Raw genomic sequence first — 16846 nt, forward strand, 5'->3', positions numbered from 1 at the left:
GTCAGCCAACCACTTTCGCGGTCTCGACACCGGAACCGCTGTGCCAGCCGACCCAGTTCTGGTTGTCGACGGAACCCAGATACTCGCCGCCGTCCCCGTCTTGGAGGCCGTACCACTCGAGGACCTCCGGGACGCTCGGACCGCCGCAATTACCTTGGAATATCTGGTGAACCGGCAACCAGGCCTGAACGTACTTCTCCGGCTCTCGCTCGAAGATCCACTGGCAACCGTCCGAGCAGAAGTTGTAATGCTCACCCTCGAAGTCGCTGCCGCGCTGGCACACCTTGTTCGGATCACCGGGCTCGGTCATGAACATCGGGAGTTGGCACACCTGGCACAGTTGCGGCAATCCCTGGAAGAAGAACCGGCCGCCGTCCTCTGCGATGCGAGCGGCCTTCTCCCACTTGGGCCGGTAGATGGAATCAAACGTTCCCGGGTACTGCTCGGAGAACCACGCCATCTCCTCGGGTTCGGGGATGGTGGTCGTGAACGCAGCTGCGAAGGAGAACTGATAGAGCGTCCAGTACACCTGATGGCTGTAGATGTCCTTCTCCGCGATCGCGTGCTCGACGTGGCGGGGCGGCTTGATGCCGTAGTACGCCAGATCCGGGAAAAGCCCGTTCAACATTTGCTTTTCGAAGTACAGCTCGAAGGCCTCTTTCCAGCTGATGACCTTCTTGGGCAGCATGTAATCCATCATTCCGGCGATCAGCGACGTCAGCCGATACCCGCGCCAGAACCACTTGTCGATCCAGGCCTGGACAATAGGCACGTTGGCTTCGTCCTGCTCGAGCAGGAACTTGATGGCCTCCAAACCGAATGTCATGTGCCGGCTCTCGTCGCTCTGCGCGGAGAAGCCGAATGTCATGGTCGACAGGTCACCATTGAAGCTCGCGCCGCTCATGAACGGGACGAACAACAAGTTGGTCAGCAGGTACTCGAACGAGAACCCGATGGCGATCAAGAACTCGAACGGCCCGGCCGTGACGGCATCCTCGAAGAACGACTTGGGCACCGACAGGTACCAGACGCGGTCGAACTGCTCGAAGGCGTTATGCAGTCCGCTGTAGTACTTGTTGTAGTTCGATAGCGTGTGGATCTGGGTTTGGGCGTGCCGCATCTCGTCGAGCGACTGGCACAGCGCCGCGAAACGCGGTCCCGCACCGTTGAGTTCGCGTCCGAGGTAGGCGAAGTGCCGATGCGCGGTGTACTCCAGCGAGGTCACGCCCTGGAGGAACAGCTTCATCGCGTTGAGGTAGCGGGCGTCGGTCAGGCTCAGGTGCCCCTGCGACTGGGCGAACCCGTCGAGCACAGCGTAGAGCCGCTTGTCCTTCTCGGCCTGGTACTTGAAATAGGAGTCCACCGTGAGGCGGAACGGATCCTCCCACTTCGACCAGTCGTGAACCTTGATGCCCTCAAAGGTTGTGTGCGGGAACATGTCGTCCTCGCCCACGTAGGTGGGATCCCATGACAGATCGCGGGTCAGCGCCGAGTATCGCGCCTTCATTGACATCTTTGCCATCACTATGTCCTTCGAGATTCGTTGAATAGGTTGGTCATTGGTGCCTAGTGATCCCAGCTGATGACGATCTCGTCGTCGTCGTAGTCGCTGATGTTGCCGTAGTAGGAGACAATCGACAGCTGGAACTCGTGGGTCTCCCACTCGCGGCCCAGTTCGTCCTCGATGGTCTCCCGCTTGATCACGAGTTTGCCCGGCGAGTTCACCTTGATCAGCCCGGGAAGATGTGTCACCCGCATGCCGGGGTTGTCCTTCTCGATGGCCCCCACCATGCGCCGGACGTCCTCGCCGGACTCCTGCAAGTCGACGCCGACCTCACGCGCAGTGGTCACGTCACGCCTCAATTCCGCTGGCGCGCAGCGTCTCATTGACGGAGTCGACAGTGCTGGCGACGAACTTCTCGGCCCCCACATCGGCGATGGAGTCCATCTCTTGGGCCAGGTCGATGACGGCGGCGGCGATCTGCGGCAGGCGCTTGGCGACCGTCGCCTGCAGCACCTCGGTGTTGGACTTGCCGTACTCGGGATCGTTGACCCATGCGCTGATCAACGGATCGAGCCACTTGCGCTGGTCTTTCCACCAGACACCGAACTGCTGGATCAGCAGGCTGTAGGCGCCGGCGCCGCCCAACAGGGCCGCCTCGTCGAGATGCGCAGTGAGCAAGGGGAAGATCAACCGGTCGGCCAGATCCAGGCCGACGTTCGACAGCGCCCAGTCCGGCTCGACCAGCAGCTCCTCGATCAACCGGCGCAGGCCCTGCAGGCTGGCGTCGTCGATCCATGCGGGCTTGGTGGTGGCCAGCACCGTATCGGAGTTCTCGCCGAGCGCGATGCCGATCCGGCTGAGGATCTGGGCGTTGCCGATCCGATCGAACGAGGCGTAGGTGAAGACCTGTTCGATGGTGGTGCCGTAGGCGAACCGGCCGCCCTCGACATTGAGCAGCTGTGCGCCCGACTCGTAATAGCGCAGTGGCAGAATCGTTTTCGTGACGAGGTCCTGCCACGACTGCGGCATTTTGGTGAGCAGTTCGCGGTCCACGACATAGCTCAGATTGCGGCCGAACGCCTCGTGCAGCGTGGCACGGTTCACCACATACGGTGTGTAGTAGAACTGCCGCGGGTCGGTGTAGGCGTCCGGGTCGGCGAGCTTGAGCGCCGAGTAGTCGGCGTCGTAGATGTCATGCTGCGGATCCCACAACGGCCGGTAATGGAAGTGCTCGGTGGACTGAATGCCGACCGAACCTTCCTCGTAGCGGGTTGCCGGTCGATCGCCGTAGCGCTTGATCAAGGGTGTGAACGTCTGGCGGACAGGCTCGATGACCTGCTGGCGAAGCTCGAACTGCACGAACGGCCTCCGGTTCCTAGTGGTGGCTCGGGTGGATTAGCAAAAGAATGTCGATGCGACGGCGATCACAGTGCCAACGTTCCGGGTTCCGGAACGGCCACGTCATCGGCGTCTTCCCGGCCGTCTCCGATGAGCAGCAGGATCAGCTTCTCCACCTGGTCCGCACCGGTGAGCTCGACGTTGCCCAGATGCCGTGAGCCGATCCCGTAGAGGTGACCGACGGCGACGTCGTGACCGATGTTGGTGACGATCCGGGCCTCGCGCTGCCCATAGGACATGGAGAAGGAGAGCTGTCCGACGTTCACGTCGTCGGTCAGCTCGATGCGCTCGCGGTCGTTGGCCGTCAGCACCACGTTGGCCTCGCACACCAGTTGCTCTGCCAATGAACGGCATTCGACGTGGTCATTGGCGCCGAGCGCGGCCGGCTGTTGCCGACTGGCCTGAATGTCAGGCAGGTCGATATCGAAGGGAAGGTCGATTGCCTCGCCCACCAGCAGCATAAAGGGGGTCATTCGCTGATTCTGTGGTGATCCAGGACACTGCCCGGCGGCGGTTCCGTGTTGCGGAACGTCGGTTTCCGACCTTGCCGGGACCACTCATCTGTTCCTCCAGCCGGAACGTTTGTCGGTTCTCGAGATGTGGCTGAAATAGTCCCGATCACGAACTGTGATCCGAACCACCATGCGGGTCGCCGACGCGGCGAGCAGCAGAAACACACAGGAAGGCAGTAACGATGCCCCAATTAGCCCGATCCGATTGGTACGACCTGACGCGGGATATGAACTGGAATCTGTCCTACGTCACCGACGAGCAGGTCTTCCCGCAGGAGATGTCGGAGAGCTTCGGCGTGCCCAAGGAATCCTGGTGGACGTGGGACGAGCCCTACAAGATCACCTACCCGGAGTACGTGCACATCCAGGCCGGCAAGGACACCAGTGTGTACGCCATCAACTCGGTGGTGAACCGCTCCAAGCTCTATGAGCAGCTCGACCCGGGCTGGAAGTCGGCGATCCTGGCGCACTACGGCGCCATCGCGGTGGCCGAGTACACCGCCGGCATGGGCGAAGCCCGGATGGGGCGTTTCGGCCGGGCGGCCGCGTGGCGCAACATGGCGATGTACGGGACTTTGGACGAGACCCGGCACGGCCAGATCCAGACCTACTTCCCCTACACGCTGCTGGCCAAGGAGCCCAAGGCGGACTGGGCGCACAAGGCTTACCACACCAATGAGTGGGGCGTGCTCGCCGCGCGGTCGCTCTTCGACGACATGTTCGCCGGCAACGACGCGGTGTCCACTGCCATCCAGCTCACCTTCTGCTTCGAAACCGGCTTCACCAATCTCCAGTTCCTGGGGATGGCCGCAGACGCGATGGGCGTTGGCGACATCGAGTTCAGCTCGTTGATCTCCTCGATCCAAACCGACGAGGCCCGCCACGCCCAGCAGGGCGAGCCGACGATGAAGATCCTCATCGAGAACGGCCGCAAGGACGTCGCCCAGAAGCTGATCGACCACATGTTCTGGCGCTCGTGGAAGATCTTCGCCCTGTTGACCGGGTTGTCGATGGACTACTACACCCCGCTCGAGCACCGCAGGCATTCCTTCAAGGAGTTCATGGCCGAGTGGATCAACAAGCAGTTCGTTGACCAGTTCACCGATTTCGGGCTCGAGCTGCCCTGGTACTGGAATGACCACTACCAGAAGGAAATCGACTGGCTGCACCACGCCTATCACCTCGGTGTCTGGTTCTGGCGTCCGACCGTGTGGTGGAACCCCGACGCAGGCGTCTCGCCCCAGGAGCGGGATTGGCTGGAGGAGAAGTACCCCGGCTGGAATGACTCCTTCGGCAAGTACTGGGACGTCATCACCGAGAATGCCCGCTCCGGCAACATCGCGATGACCTACCCGGAGACCCTGCCGATGGTGTGCAACATCTGCCACGTGCCGGTCTGCACCCCGGCCGGCTTCAACGCCGGGTATCTGGACAGTCCGGCACCGTTGATCCACGACCACAACGGTCGGCGCTACACCTTCTGCTCGGAACCATGCAAGTGGATCTTCACCGAGAGCCCGCACCGCTTCCAGGGTCACCTCGGCATCGTCGACCGATTCCTGGCGGGAATGATCCAGCCGCCGGACCTCAACGGAGCGCTGGCCTACATGGGCATCTCGCCCGAAGAGGCCGGCGTGGACGCGACGGACTTCGCGTGGGCCCACCAGCCGGCGCCACTGATCATCACTCGGTAAGAAGGGATTTCGGAAATGGCATTGATGCCAGTACAGGGCCAGGTGCTGGGTGACTTCGTCATCAACCTGGTGCCTATCGACAGTGAAGACACCATGGCCGTGGTGGCCGAGAAGATCGCCTACCACTCGGTGAATCGACGTGTCGCCAAGCAGGACAAGTCATTACGAGTACGTCACCACGGGCGCGTTCTGCCCGCGGATGCCACCCCGGAAACCGCCGGGGTGGCGCCGCTGGACTACCTCGAGGCGTTTTACTTCGACGGTGCCCCGTGAGCGAGGCCGACCTGCGCTGGTACGACGTCGCCGACGCCGACGAGGTGTGGGAGGGCGAGGTCCTCGACTTCGAGGTCGGCGGCGAGGAGGTGATGGTCGCTCATCTGCTCGGTGGTGACCTGCGGGCCTTCCAAGGGATGTGCCCACACCAGGAGATCTCGCTGCTCGACGGCGAATGGGACGCCGATACAAGCGAATTGACCTGCGGCGGGCATGCCTGGGTGTTCGATCTGCGGACCGGCAAGGGTGTCAACCCCGCCGGTTGCCAGCTGTTCCAGTACGCCGTGCGCGTTGCCGACGACAAGATCCAGGTCGGTGTCCCGCAAGACGGCCGACGCCACTACAACCGAGACACCGTCAACACCACCAGCGCTCGCGAGGAGAGCCAATGACAACGACCGATGAACACGTGAAACGGGTCGGACCCATCATGCGTGGCGTCGACGGCGAGTTGTGCGACGCTGTGATCAACGCGATCGAGGACGACAACCCCGATTCCGATGTCGAGGTCGACGATCAGGTCGGCTACGTCAAGATCACCACTCCGTGGCACTGCCGGCTGACCCGTGAGTCACTCGAGCGCGAACTCGGTCGACCATTCCGGCTGGCCGACATCGAAATCAACCTGGCCGGGTTCGCCGGCCGAATCCTCGTCGGCGACGACGAGATCGTCTGGCATCTGGATAGAGAGGCATGATCGTGGCCACCAACACCGGCAGGAACCGGCGCGCTACCAAAACCTGGAGTCTGCTCGGCGACGTCAAGCGCAAGCCGAGCCCCTATGAGGCGGTCACCGCCAAGTTCCACTACCACTTTCGGCGCGACCCCGCCCCATTCGAGATGGATCCGGAAACCCCGATCAACAAGTGGTATCTGCGTCACCGCGAGGGTTCGCCGTTGCAGGTCGACGACTGGGAGCAGTTCCGGGATCCGCACAAGCTGACCTACAAGGATTACGTCGCCACTCAGAAGGACCGGGAGACGTTTGTCGACGGGCTCATCGACCAGGCAGAGGCGGCGCATGTCGCCAGCCAGCTGAGCCCCGGCTGGATCGCCACACTGCGGGACATCCTTGTCCCGCTGCGGTTCCCGCTGCATGTACTGCAGATGACCGCGCTCTACGTCGGGCAGGTGGCGCCGTCGTCGTTCATCACCAACTGCGCCTACTTCCAGGCCTCCGACGAGCTGCGCCGCATTCAGCGACTCGCCTACTGGACCAAGGTGCTGTCGATCTCCCACGGCGACGGACTGGCTGAGACCGCGACCGCTCGTGGGCCGTGGGAATCGGCGCCGCACTGGCAGCCGCTGCGAAAAGCACTCGAGGAGATGCTGATCGCCTACGACTGGGGCGAGGCGTTCACAGCACTGAACCTCACCGTCAAGCCGATGATCGACGCGCTGGTGAACGAACAGCTCGCGAGTCTGGCAGCGGCCAACTCAGATGCGTTCCTGTCGTCGCTGCTCACCGAGTTCGAACTCGACAGCAGGCGCAGCCAGGACTGGACGCAGGCGTTGGTGGCCTACTCGGTCGACCGCGACACTGCCCTGCACGATGTCCTCGATGGGTGGCTGGCCCGCTGGCAGCCCGCGGCCAAGGCCGGGATCGACGCGCTGGCACCGCTGTTCGGCGGTGCACCCAACCCACTGGCCCCGCAGACGGTGTCGGACAACGTGGCGAACCGCTACACGAATTTCGTCGATGAGTGCGGGTTGACCGTCCACACCCAGACACCGGCCTGACCCCGACGCCGGGGAGAAAGTGAGTAAGTCTGTGACCCGAACGCTCCACGACGCGCGACGCGCCTCACGGGCGGTGCTGCGGCTGCTGACCGCGGCGCTGGCCGTCGCGCTGGTGCTGCCGGCCATCGTGCCCCAGCCATCGGCGTCGGCCGACGAGACCAAGTACCTGGCGTTCTACACGCCACCGGACCCGCTGCCCGCGGGTAAGCCGGGTGACGTGGTCAGGTCCGAGCCGATGAACCTGGTGTACGAGCCGTCGGGTCAGCTCGGCAGCTGGGTCGCGACCGGGACGCGGATCATGTATCGCACCACCAACGCCAAGGGGCAGCCGGTGGTCGCGACCGGGGTGTACCTGGAGCCGGACAACCCCTGGCCCGGGAAGGGGCCGCGCCCGCTGATCGCCTACGCACCGGGTCCGTATGGCATCGGCGAGCAGTGTGCACCGTCGCGGCTGATGGATCAGGGCATCCACTTCTCCCAAGGCTTCGACCTGACGTTCAACTACGAGGAGACCTTCCTGGCCACGATGGTCGCCCGCGGGTACGCCGTCGTCATCGCTGACGGCGTCGGCATGGGGGTGCACATTCCGGGCGGGCCGGAGTTCGCGAACCGTCTCTCGGCCGGCACCGGACTCCTGGACGCGGCGCGTGCAGCCATGCAGTTGCCGGGTACGTCTCTGGATCCCCACGGGCCGGTGGCCTTCTGGGGCTGGCTCACCGGCGGACAGGCCGCGGGTTCTGCAGTGGAACAGGCGGCGGCGTACGCCCCCGAGCTCAACATCGTCGGCGCGGCGCTGAACACCCCGGTAGCCAATCTCTCATTGATGCCTCCGTTCCTCGACGGCAACCTGCTGGTCGGCGCGCTGGGTTACGTGCTCAACGGCATCGTGAACGCCTACCCCGAAACCGCACAGCTGTTGATGGGCACGCTGACCGATCGGGGTATGCACTTCGTGCAGTGGTCGAGCTACATCTGCCTGGTGCAGTCGGTGGCCGACTTCGGGTTCCGGCATTTCTACTTCCCGGACAACACCGGGTGGTTCAACGTGAACCCGGCCGATCTGTTCGGCAACGATCCGGTCAAGAGCCTGCTGCTGGCACAGAATTTGGGATCACTGAAACCGACTGGACCGGTGTATATCTCGACGAACAGGTTCGACACCTTCAACCCGTACCAGGCCTCGGTGGACGTAGCCAACCAATGGTGCTCGCTTGGTGGCGACGTGCAGCTGTGGACAAACGAGGAGCCACCATTCCTCAACAAGGTCTCGGTGAACACGCTGCTGCCGTACTTCGTCGACGGGGAACGCTCCATGCAGTGGGTGGCCGACCGGTTCAACGGCGTACCGACCACACCGAACTGCGGACACGTGGACTCCAACTGACCGGTCGTCTGGGTTGGCGGGCCGGCCGAGAGACGCCCGCCAACCCAGACGGCGAGCAGGACTACCGACGCACCATCACCGCTGATGTGTGCCCGTCGTGGCGAAACACCGCACTGACGCGGTGCCCAGGGTCGATTGGAACTGCCCTGGTGAGACCGCCGGTCAACACGATGTCTCCACCACGTAGCGACTCGCCGAGAGCGGCGAGTTGGTATGCGAGCCAGGCGATCCCGCCACTCGGATCGCCATCCGCCGCTTCTCCGGTGGCAGCTGCCACGAAGCTGTCGTCGTGAGCCAGCCTCACCTCGACTGCGGGGAGATCGCGGGTGGCTATCTCCCCACCCAGCACGAAGAAGGCCGCCGACGATCCGTCGGCCGTGTTGTCTTCTATCCTGAACCGCCGGCCGGCCCATATCGGATCGACGATCTCCAGACAGGAGTGGGCCGATTTGATTACCGCACGAACCGCATCAGGGGTGAACGGCGGTACCGGAGCATCCGACAGCACCACCGCAATTTCGGGTTCAACCATTGGCTGCACAGTGGTTGCAGGTACTTGGGAGTTGTTGGCCAACAGCATCGAGTCCGTCAATGGGCCAAAGTTCATCTCGCTGATGCCCATCTGCTCTCGCATAGCGCGGGAGGTATACCCGAGCTTCCAGCCGATGACCTTCTGTCCCGCCGCGATGCGGTGGGCTGTGACGGCCGCCTGAACCTCGTACGCCTGCCGCATTGTCATCGAAAAGCTGTCGGTGATAGGTGGGAGTGGCTGTCGGCGGGCGCGCGCGGACAGGATAGCGGCGGCGATCTGATCAGTGTCCATCGTTGCAGTTCCTCGTGTTGCGTGGACGATACTGCAGTGTCCTCGCAGGTTCGCCGACTGTACGTCGGTTCCAGCAACTCAGTGCACTCCATCGGAGGGAACGGGCGAGTCAACTCCCGCCGTCAAGCCGTTGTCACCTCACCGGACGGATCGAAGGCGCAACCCGCGGAACTGGCGTCCGCCTGTACGGCCAGTTGGAGGTCAGCCCAGGATCAGACCTGAGGTCGGTACGCCGGTGCCGGCGGTGACGAGCACATGCTCGACATCGGGCACCTGGTTCACCGAAGTGCCGCGCAGCTGGCGCACACCCTCAGCAATGCCGTTCATCCCGTGGATGTAGGCCTCGCCCAACTGTCCGCCGTGGGTGTTGATCGGCAACCGTCCGCCGATCTCGATCGCGCCGTCGGCGATGAAGTCCTTGGCCTCACCCCAGCCGCAGAACCCCAACTCCTCCAGCTGGATCAGCGTGAACGGAGTGAAGTGGTCATAGAGGATGGCCGTCTGGATATCGGTCGGCTTCAGACCGGACTGCGACCACAGCTGCTTGCCGACCAGACCCATCTCCGGCAGGCCGTCCAACTCCGGGCGGTAGTAGCTCACCATCGAGTACTGGTTCGGGCTCGAGCCCTGCGCGGCAGCTTCGATGACGGCCGGACGATGCTTGAGATCGCGTGCTCTCTCTGCTGAAACAACCACGATCGCCACGCCGCCGTCGGTCTCCTGGCAGCAGTCCAGCAGCCGCAGCGGCTCGGCGATCCACCGCGAATTCTGGTGATCCTCGATGGTGATCGGCTTGCCGTAGAAGTAGGCCTTCGGGTTGTTGGCCGCATGCTTGCGGTCGGCCACCGAAATCGCACCGAAGTCACGGCTGGTGGCACCGGAGAGGTGCATGTAGCGCTTGGCGATCATCGCCACCTGCGCGGCCGGCGTCGACAACCCGTGCGGGTAGGAGAACGAGTTGTCCACGCTGGTGGAGTCCGCACCCTGGATCAGCCGCAGCTGAACCTGACCGAACCGCATACCCGAGCGCTCGTTGAAAGCGCGATATGCCACAACACAATCCGCGACACCGGTCGCCACCGCGATGGCCGCCTGCTGGACGGTTGCACACGCCGCGCCGCCACCATGGTGGATCTTGGAGAAGAACTTCAGATCCCCGATACCGGTAGCCCGCGCTACGGCCACCTCGGTGTTGGTGTCCATCGTGAACGTCACCATGCCGTCGACGTCAGCGGGTGTCAGACCCGCGTCGTCAAGGGCGGCTGTTACCGCCTCGGCTGCCAAGCGGAGCTCGCTGCGTCCGGAATCCTTGGAGAAGTCCGTGGCACCGATACCTGCGATGGCTGCTTTTCCCGAGAGCTCACCGGGCATCAGGCGTTTCCTCCGAGGGTCTGTGATGAGCGCTCGCGCGAAGAACCGATGGTCAGGGTCGACGTCGCGATCACATGGTCGCCGAGACTATTGCTGCCAACAACTTTCACGGTGATCAGACCGTCCTCGACAGCGGTCACCTCACCTCTGAAGGTCACCGTGTCGTAGGCGTACCACGGCACTCCCAGGCGCAGCCCGATCGTCTTGATGACCGCGTTGGGCCCCGCCCAGTCGGTGACGTAGCGCTGCACCAGACCGGTGTCGGTGAGGATGTTGACGAAGATGTCCTTGGACCCCTTGGCCTGCGCCTTGTCCCGGTCGTGGTGCACGTCCTGGTAGTCGCGCGTCGCGATGGCGGTCGAGACGATGAACGTCGGATCGCCATAGAGGGCGAGTTCAGGCAGCTTGGTGCCCACCTCGACAGTCGGTGCACTCATGCTTGCGGCTCCCATGCGTACAGGGTCCAGGCCGGCCCGTCTTCACCATCAGGAAAGTCGATATAGGTTGCCTGAACCGGCATTCCGATCTCCACGGCCGCCGGGTCGACGCCACGCAGCTCGCCGAGCATCCGTACGCCTTCGTCGAGTTCGACGAGCGCGATCACGAACGGCAGCGTACGGCCGGGCACCTTCGGCGCATGGTGCACGACGAAGCTGAACACCGTGCCCTTGCCGCTGGCGACCACGTACTCGGTCGGCAGTTGTTTGTCCTGCCACAGTGCGGGTACCGGTGGGTGCTGCAGCGTCCCGTCCGGCCGCTTCTGCAGCCGCAACTCGTGGGCGTTGACGCCGTCCCAGAAGAACTGGGTGTCTCTCGACGGCGCCGGCCGCATCATGAATGCCGGGTCCAGATCGTCCGGAACCGAAGATGGCGCCGCCTGCGATTGATCGGCAGGCTTGAATTTCATGATGCGCCACATCATTTCGGCGACATCCTCGTCGCCGACCGACCAGGTGATCTTCTGTGTGATGAAGAACCCTTCACCCAGCGCTGTCAGCTTGGGTCCGATGACGTCAGTCAGCTCGGCACTGACACTGACGTCCTCGCCCTCGCGCAGGTAACGGTGGTAGGTCTGCTCGCAGTTCGTCGCGACCACGCCGATGTAGCCGGCCTCGTCGAACAAGGTGATGATCTTGCCCAGCGGGTCGTCGTCAGGTCGGACACCGCCGAGCCCCATCATCGTCCACACCTGGATCATGGCCGGCGGCGCAACCTTGCCGGGATGGCCGGCATCCTTGGCTGCGGCCTCGTCCACGTAGATCGGGTTCTGGTCGCCGAGCGCATCCAGCCAGTGGTCGACCATCGGCTGGTTGACCGGATGGCGACCGGTGCGCGGCTTGCTCTTTCCCTCGGACTTGACCTTCTCCGCGGCTGTCCGGATGTCGTCGATACTCACCTGGGCACCCTCGGCACCTTCAGGCCCGACGCTGCAACCTGTTCGCGCATGACCTCGTTGACACCACCGCCGAAGGTGATGACGAGGTTGCGCTTGGTCTGCGAGTCCAGCCAGTCCAGCAGTTCGGCGGTCTGCGGCTCGCCCGGGTTGCCGTACTTGCCGACGATCTCCTCGGCCAGCCGGCCGATCCGCTGAATGCGCTCGGTCGAAAAGACTTTGGTGGCAGCGGCATCGGCGATGTCGATGACCTCGCCGGAGGCCGCGACCTGCCAGTTGAGCAGCTCGTTGATCCGCCAGATTGCCTTGATCTCGCCGAGCAGGCGACGCACGTCGTCGTGGTCGAGCGGGGTCACACCGTTGCCGCCCGGCTTCGACGCCCATTCGTGCACTCGGTCGTAAAGCCCGGCGATCTTGCCCGCCGGTCCGAGCATCACCCGCTCGTGATTGAGCTGGGTGGTGATGAGCCGCCAGCCGGCGTTCTCCTCGCCGACCAGCATGTCGGCGGGAACCCGAACGTCGTTGTAGTACGTCGCGTTCGTGTGATGCGCACCGTCGGACAGGATGATCGGCGTCCACGAGTAACCCGGATCGGTGGTGTCCACGATGAGGATCGAGATCCCCTTGTGCTTCACCGCATCCGGATCGGTGCGGCAGGCCAGCCACACATAGTCGGCGTCGTGGCCGCCGGTGGTCCAGATCTTCTGACCGTTGATGATGTACTCGTCACCGTGGCGCACCGCGGAGGTGCGCAACGAGGCGAGGTCGGTCCCGGCCTCTGGCTCGGAGTACCCGATCGCGAAGTGGACTTCACCAGCCAGGATCGCGGGCAGGAACTTCTTCTTCTGCACCTCGGTGCCGTACACCTGCAGCGTGGGGCCGACCGTCTGCAACGTCACCGCGGGCAGCGGCACGTCGGCGCGCGCGGCCTCGTTGACGAAGATCGACTGCTCGATCGGTCCGAAGCCATGGCCACCGAACTCTTTTGGCCAACCCACACCGAGCTTGCCGTCGGAGCCCATCCGCTTGATGATCGCCCGGTAGGCCTTGCCGTGTCGATCGATCTCCATCTCGGCGCGTTCCTCGGGCGAGATGAGATTGGCAAAGTACTGCCGCATTTCGGCTTGTAAGTGCCGCTGCTCGGGGGTCAGTTCGATGAACATTGCGCTCCCACCAGGTCGAGTCGATAAGAGGGGCCACCCAGCAACCGGGTGAGGTCCTTGATCGTGGAGTAGTAGCGGTGCATCGGGTAGGTGATGTCCATACCCATGCCGCCATGCAGGTGATGACAGGTCTGCATCGCCGGCGGCGCCTGGGCCGTCAGCCAGTAGCCGAGCACGTCGATGTCGTCATCGGCGTCCCGCCCTTCGGCGAGACGCCAGATCACCGAGTTCGCCGCCAACGCCAGTGTGCGCGAAGCGATGTAGACCTCGGCCAGCTGTGCGGCCACGGTCTGGAAGGTGGACAGCGGCCTGCCGAACTGCTCCCGGCTGGCCACGTAGCCCGCCGTCAGGGTCAGCGCACCAGCCACCAGTCCCGCAGCGAATGCACCGATAGCCGCCGATGCCAGCTGATTGACCCGGTGCGAGGTCGCGCCGTCGAGCACATCGTCGGGCTCGACGGCGACGTCTGTGAAGGTGACGGCATATTCGTCACCGCCGGTGGAGGCGGGCGTCTTGGTCAACTGCACGCCCTCGGCATTGGGCGAGACCACCACTACCGCGGTGTCCGCCGTGACGATCAGCCAGTCAGCCTGCTCCGCGTAGGGCACCGCGACCTTGGTGCCGTTGAGCTTTCCGCCGGCCACCGTGGTCGCCGGGCGATCGGGCAGCGACGCGCCCGGCTCGTTGAGTGCGGCCGAGAGGATCGCGCCCTTGGCGACACCAGCGAGGAAGCGGTCCTGCTGGGCCTCCGAGGCGAGATCGAGCAACGGAATCAGGCCGAGACCTAACGTCGCCAACGCGGGCGAGATTGTCCCGTGCCGACCGATCTCGGTCAGCGCCGTCGTGATCTCGGACAGTCCGACACCGTCTCCCCCGAGCCGCTCGGGAACGCCCAGTGCCGTGACACCGCCCGAAACCAAGGCGTCCCAACTGTTGTCGCGATCCAGGACCGAGGTCACCACATCGGCGACAGCCTGCTGTTCCGGGTCCGGAGTGAAATCCACCCGAATCCTCCTTGGTGTTGTGGTTGAGACGGAAGCGTCAGGTTTAGTTCGCCGACGTGCCGGCGTAGTCGACCTGCCAGTGCTTGATTCCGTTGAGCCACCCCGAACGTAGCCGCTCGGGTGTGCCCACCGACGTGAGATCGGGCATGTGGTCAGCGATCGCATTGAACATGAGGTTGATGGTCATCCTGGCCAGGTTCGCCCCGATGCAGTAGTGCACCCCGGTGCCGCCGAAGCCGACGTGCGGGTTGGGGTCGCGCAGGATGTTGAAGGAGTGCGGATCGTCGAACACTTCTTCGTCGAAGTTGGCCGAGCGATAGAAGATCGCCACTCGCTGGCCCTTCTTGATCGGCACGCCACCGAGCTCGACGTCCTCGAGCGCGGTGCGCTGGAACGCCGTGACCGGGGTCGCCCACCGGACGATCTCGTCCGCAGCGGTTTCGGGACGGTCCTTCTTGTACAACTCCCACTGATCGGGATTGTTGGCGAAGGCGATCATTCCGTGGGTGATCGAGTTGCGGGTGGTCTCGTTGCCGGCGACGGCCAGCATCATCACGAAGAAGCCGAACTCGTCCTCGGAGAGCTTCTCGCCGTCGATGTCGGCGTTGACCAGTGCGGTGACGATGTCGTCGCCGGGGTTCGCGGTCTTGACCGCCGCCATGTGCATCGAGTAGGCCAGCACCTCCATCGACGACTGCTTGGGGTCGACGTCAGCGAACTCCGGATCCTCCCCACCGGTCATCTCGTTGGACCAGCGGAACAGCTTCTCGCGATCCTCCTGGGGCACCCCGAGCAGACCGGCGATCGCCTGCAGCGGAAGCTCGCACGACACCTGCTCGACGAAGTCGCCGGACCCCTCCGCGGCGGCTGCCTTGGCGATGGCCTGGGCGCGCTCGGTGAGCTCATCCTTCAACCGGCCCACCGCTCGCGGCGTGAAGCCCTTGGAGATGATGCGGCGCAGCCGGTCGTGGTGCTCGCCGTCCATGTTGAGCATGACGAAGCGCTGCAGATCGATGTCATCGCGCGACATGTCGTCGGGGAACTGCGGGATGGCGCCGTTCTCCCAGCTGGAGAAGACGTCGTTGCGACGCGAGACCTCTTTGACGTCCTTGTGCTTGGTGACGACCCAATAACCGCCGTCGTTGAATCCGCCCTTGCCGATAGGCTGCTCGCACCACCAGATCGGCGCTACCTCGCGGAGCTCAGCGAGCTCCTCGACCGGCAATTTTCGGACGTTGCGGTCCGGATCCAGGAAGTCGAATCCGTGCGGCAGGTTGGGGCTTGGCATGTTCATGCGCTCCTCGACTATAACGTGTTCTAGTGCCAGTAAAACACGGCTCCACCGCAGACAAAAGGCACTAAGGCATCCTCGCTTGTCAGAGTAATGAAACGTGTTCTAGCCTGACCGCATGGGTAATCCTGTCATCGTCGAAGCCACCCGCAGCCCGATCGGAAAGCGGGGCGGCTGGTTGTCCGGTCTGCACGCCACCGAACTGCTGGGCGCGGTCCAGCGAGCTGTAGTGGAGAAAGCCGGTATCGACCCGAACGAGGTCGAGCAGGCCATCGGTGGTTGCGTCACCCAGTACGGCGAGCAGTCCAACAACATCACCCGGGTGGCCTGGCTGACGGCCGGCCTGCCCGAGCAGATCGGCGCGACGACGGTGGACTGCCAGTGCGGCAGCGCCCAGCAGGCCAACCACCTCATCGCCGGCCTGATCTCAGTCGGGGCCATCGATGTCGGTATCGCCTGCGGGATCGAGGCGATGAGCCGCGTCGGCCTGGGCGCCAACGCCGGCCCGGACCGCTCCAAGATCCGCGCCGCCTCGTGGGACATCGACATGCCCGACCAGTTCACCGCCGCTGAGCGCATCGCCAAGCGCCGCGGCATCACCCGCGAAGACCTCGACCATCTTGGCTTCATCTCCCAGCAAAAAGCCAAGCGCGCCTGGGACGAGGGCCGCTTCGACCGCGAGATCTCCCCGATCGAGGCACCCGTTCTCGACGAGAACAAGCAACCCACCTCTGAGCGGCATCTGGTCAGCCGCGACCAAGGTCTGCGGGAGACCACCATGGAGGGGCTCGCCGGCCTCAAGCCGGTGATGGAAGGCGCCATGCACACCGCAGGCACCTCGTCGCAGATCTCCGACGGCGCCGCCGCGGTGCTGTGGATGGACGAAGACAAAGCCAAGGCACTCGGTTTGAAGCCGCGGGCCCGCATCGTCAGCCAGGCTCTTGTCGGCTCCGAGACCTACTACCACCTCGACGGCCCGGTGCAGTCCACTGCCCGCGTGCTGGAGAAGGCGGGCATGAAGCTGGGCGACATCGACCTGGTGGAGATCAACGAGGCGTTCGCGTCGGTGGTCCTGTCCTGGGCTCAGGTCCACGGCGCCGACATGGACAAGGTGAACGTCAACGGCGGCGCCATCGCGTTGGGCCACCCGGTCGGCAGCACCGGTAGCCGGTTGATCACCACCGCGCTGCATGAACTCGAGCGCACCGACCAGAGCACCGCGCTCATCACGATGTGCGCCGGCGGTGCGCTGTCGACCGGCACCATCATCGAGCGGATCTAGTGACCGGCGGGCAG

The 16846-nt window shown here is 64.0% G+C and carries 18 protein-coding genes; 7 read left to right on the forward strand and 11 right to left on the reverse strand.

Annotated elements, in window-relative coordinates:
* Position 1 precedes the first annotated feature (1 nt).
* From OG976_RS10500 to OG976_RS10515, 4 genes are all read right to left on the reverse strand, one after another.
* Positions 2-1522 (reverse strand): YHS domain-containing protein, encoded by a 1521-nt coding sequence (locus tag OG976_RS10500; protein WP_328361540.1) that lies wholly within the window; start codon positions 1520-1522, stop codon positions 2-4.
* A 44-nt stretch (positions 1523-1566) separates the two neighbouring features.
* Complete coding sequence (locus OG976_RS10505) at positions 1567-1851, reverse strand: MmoB/DmpM family protein (protein ID WP_328361541.1); 285 nt, start codon at positions 1849-1851, stop codon at positions 1567-1569.
* A 1-nt stretch (position 1852) separates the two neighbouring features.
* Positions 1853-2863, reverse strand: a complete 1011-nt coding sequence (locus tag OG976_RS10510; protein WP_328361543.1) for a phenol 2-monooxygenase — start codon at positions 2861-2863, stop codon at positions 1853-1855.
* A gap of 65 nt (positions 2864-2928) precedes the next feature.
* Positions 2929-3375 carry a hypothetical protein gene (locus OG976_RS10515; protein ID WP_328361545.1) on the reverse strand — a complete coding sequence of 149 codons (447 nt, stop codon included), beginning with the start codon at positions 3373-3375 and terminating at the stop codon, positions 2929-2931.
* Between the two features lie 221 nt (positions 3376-3596).
* Between OG976_RS10515 and OG976_RS10520 the strand changes: the two genes are divergently transcribed.
* From OG976_RS10520 to OG976_RS10545, 6 genes are read left to right on the forward strand one after another with little or no spacing between them, the layout of a single operon-like run.
* Positions 3597-5108, forward strand: a complete 1512-nt coding sequence (locus OG976_RS10520; protein WP_328361548.1) for an aromatic/alkene/methane monooxygenase hydroxylase/oxygenase subunit alpha — start codon at positions 3597-3599, stop codon at positions 5106-5108.
* 15 nt (positions 5109-5123) lie between these two features.
* On the forward strand, positions 5124-5381 hold the full coding sequence (locus OG976_RS10525) for a toluene-4-monooxygenase system B family protein (RefSeq protein ID WP_328361551.1): 258 nt from the start codon (positions 5124-5126) through the stop codon (positions 5379-5381).
* Entirely contained in the window at positions 5378-5773 is a 396-nt protein-coding gene (locus OG976_RS10530) for a Rieske 2Fe-2S domain-containing protein (RefSeq protein ID WP_328361554.1), read from the forward strand. Before OG976_RS10525 ends, OG976_RS10530 begins: the two co-directional genes overlap by 4 nt.
* Complete coding sequence (locus OG976_RS10535; RefSeq protein ID WP_328361557.1) at positions 5770-6078, forward strand: MmoB/DmpM family protein; 309 nt, start codon at positions 5770-5772, stop codon at positions 6076-6078. The genes OG976_RS10530 and OG976_RS10535 overlap by 4 nt, the downstream gene beginning before the upstream one ends.
* On the forward strand, positions 6075-7121 hold the full coding sequence (locus OG976_RS10540) for a toluene hydroxylase (protein ID WP_328361560.1): 1047 nt from the start codon (positions 6075-6077) through the stop codon (positions 7119-7121). Before OG976_RS10535 ends, OG976_RS10540 begins: the two co-directional genes overlap by 4 nt.
* Positions 7122-7152: 31 nt before the next feature.
* Positions 7153-8505 carry a lipase family protein gene (locus OG976_RS10545; protein ID WP_442930451.1) on the forward strand — a complete coding sequence of 451 codons (1353 nt, stop codon included), beginning with the start codon at positions 7153-7155 and terminating at the stop codon, positions 8503-8505.
* Between the two features lie 61 nt (positions 8506-8566).
* Here the strand turns inward: OG976_RS10545 and OG976_RS10550 are convergent, their stop codons facing one another.
* The 7 genes from OG976_RS10550 to OG976_RS10580 all read right to left on the reverse strand — a co-directional run bounded on the left by OG976_RS10550 (position 8567) and on the right by OG976_RS10580 (position 15547).
* Positions 8567-9328 carry a 2-keto-4-pentenoate hydratase gene (locus OG976_RS10550; protein WP_328361563.1) on the reverse strand — a complete coding sequence of 254 codons (762 nt, stop codon included), beginning with the start codon at positions 9326-9328 and terminating at the stop codon, positions 8567-8569.
* 201 nt (positions 9329-9529) lie between these two features.
* Positions 9530-10699: a lipid-transfer protein gene (locus OG976_RS10555; RefSeq protein WP_328361566.1), complete on the reverse strand. Its 1170-nt coding sequence runs from the start codon at positions 10697-10699 to the stop codon at positions 9530-9532.
* Positions 10699-11136, reverse strand: a complete 438-nt coding sequence (locus tag OG976_RS10560; RefSeq protein ID WP_328361568.1) for a MaoC family dehydratase — start codon at positions 11134-11136, stop codon at positions 10699-10701. The genes OG976_RS10555 and OG976_RS10560 overlap by 1 nt, the downstream gene beginning before the upstream one ends.
* A complete protein-coding gene (locus OG976_RS10565; RefSeq protein ID WP_328361571.1) occupies positions 11133-12095 on the reverse strand; it encodes a bifunctional MaoC family dehydratase N-terminal/OB-fold nucleic acid binding domain-containing protein in 963 nt (320 codons plus the stop codon). The genes OG976_RS10560 and OG976_RS10565 overlap by 4 nt, the downstream gene beginning before the upstream one ends.
* Positions 12092-13255, reverse strand: a complete 1164-nt coding sequence (fadE29, locus tag OG976_RS10570) for an acyl-CoA dehydrogenase FadE29 (protein WP_328361574.1) — start codon at positions 13253-13255, stop codon at positions 12092-12094. The genes OG976_RS10565 and fadE29 overlap by 4 nt, the downstream gene beginning before the upstream one ends.
* The gene (locus OG976_RS10575) at positions 13240-14259 is read right to left on the reverse strand and encodes an acyl-CoA dehydrogenase family protein (protein ID WP_328361577.1); all 1020 of its coding nucleotides are present in this window, start codon (positions 14257-14259) and stop codon (positions 13240-13242) included. The genes fadE29 and OG976_RS10575 overlap by 16 nt, the downstream gene beginning before the upstream one ends.
* 43 nt (positions 14260-14302) lie before the next feature.
* Positions 14303-15547: a cytochrome P450 gene (locus tag OG976_RS10580; protein WP_328361580.1), complete on the reverse strand. Its 1245-nt coding sequence runs from the start codon at positions 15545-15547 to the stop codon at positions 14303-14305.
* Positions 15548-15668: 121 nt separating this feature from the next.
* Between OG976_RS10580 and OG976_RS10585 the strand changes: the two genes are divergently transcribed.
* On the forward strand, positions 15669-16832 hold the full coding sequence (locus OG976_RS10585) for a steroid 3-ketoacyl-CoA thiolase (RefSeq protein ID WP_328361583.1): 1164 nt from the start codon (positions 15669-15671) through the stop codon (positions 16830-16832).
* The last annotated feature ends 14 nt before the right edge of the window (positions 16833-16846 follow it).

Source organism: Mycobacterium sp. NBC_00419 (genome assembly GCF_036023875.1).
In the GTDB taxonomy this organism is placed as follows: domain Bacteria; phylum Actinomycetota; class Actinomycetes; order Mycobacteriales; family Mycobacteriaceae; genus Mycobacterium.